The sequence below is a fragment of the Pseudarthrobacter sp. MDT1-22 genome (genome assembly GCF_054511035.1).
In genome coordinates this window covers 1-1,269 of the sequence record NZ_JBTNDK010000077.1, presented here as the reverse complement: position 1 = coordinate 1,269, position 1,269 = coordinate 1, and the positions used below count along the sequence as shown (strand labels likewise).

The 1,269-nt window shown below is 63.3% G+C and carries 1 protein-coding gene; it reads left to right on the top strand.

Annotated features, from left to right (window positions below):
• The first annotated feature begins 47 nt into the window (after positions 1–47).
• Positions 48–1,235 (top strand): IS30 family transposase, encoded by a 1,188-nt coding sequence (locus ACX80M_RS21025; RefSeq protein ID WP_374210107.1) that lies wholly within the window; start codon positions 48–50, stop codon positions 1,233–1,235.
• The last annotated feature ends 34 nt before the right edge of the window (positions 1,236–1,269 follow it).

The window sequence follows — 1,269 nt, the reverse complement described above, 5'->3', positions numbered from 1 at the left end:
GGCAGAGTCATATGGTCGTTGCAACGCTCTGATTGATGGAGCGTTTAATGGTCAGGTCATTTCCTCTGAGTACCCGCACCGAGTTCATTGACCTTGTGTGTGGGGGGATGTCGATTTTCGCTGCCGCCCGGCGTGTCGGGGCTGTGCACCAGACCGGGCGAAACTGGTGGGCCCAGTCTGGCCACATGATGAGTTTGAGCAAGGGCAGCGTTGGGGGTCTTGCGGATCCTGCACCGGCGACGGACGGCCCAGGTGGCCGGACGCTGGGAAGGGTGGAGCGGGGGATGATCCAGATGGGCCGACGATGTGGGCTCAGCTACGCCGAGATCGGTAAGGCCATAGGTCGGGACAAGTCAGTGGTTTGGCGGGAGGTGAAACGGAACACCAGCGCGGATGGGGTTTATTACGCCTCGGCCGCCCATACGAAGGCGCATCAGGCCAGGCGCCGGCCCAAGCCGCTCAAGCTTGTCGAGGACGAGGATCTGTGCCGGCTGATCGCGGTGTGGATGGATGACGGGTGGAGCCCGAAGCTGATCTCGTCGATGTTGGCGTTTTACTTCCGCGATGACCAGACTATGCAGGTGAGCCACGAGACGATCTACCAGGCACTGTACGTCCAGGCCCGCGGAAGTCTGCGGGCAGACCTGGCCGAGAAGCTCAGCCTGAAACGGAAACAACGCGTCCCGCACACCGCTGACAGGACCAAGAACAGCCCTTACAAGGAGGCGTTCAAGATCAGCGAACGCCCGGCCGAGGTCCAGGACCGGGCCATCCCGGGGCACTGGGAAGGCGACCTCATCATCGGCTGCGACGGGACCGCAATCGGCACGCTCGTGGAACGCTCGACCAGGTTCACGATCCTGCTCCACCTCGCGGGGGACCACACCGCGGAGACCGTCGCTGCGGCGATGATTCGGGAGATGGGCGAGCTTCCGGAGCACCTGCGCCGGTCGATCACCTGGGACCGCGGAACGGAACTGGCCGAGTACGCCCAGATCCAAACCGCGCTCGAAACCACGCTCTACTTTTGCGACCCGCACTCGCCCTGGCAGCGCGGGACAAACGAGAACACCAACCGGCTCCTGCGGTTCTGGTTCGAGAAAGGCTCAGACCTCTCCGTTCACACCCCAGAGGACCTCCGCAAGGTCGCCGCGAAACTCAACCGCCGACCCCGGCCCACCCTCAACCTCGAAACCCCAGCCAACCGGCTGAACCAGCTGCTACAAGCGGCATAACCACCCAGCGTTGCTTCCACCAGTTGACTTTGCC

Excerpts from the sequence above, each read along its gene's own strand:
- ACX80M_RS21025 (WP_374210107.1), top strand. The coding sequence starts at position 48 with ATGGTCAGGTCATTTCCTCTGAGTACCCGCACCGAGTTCATTGACCTT.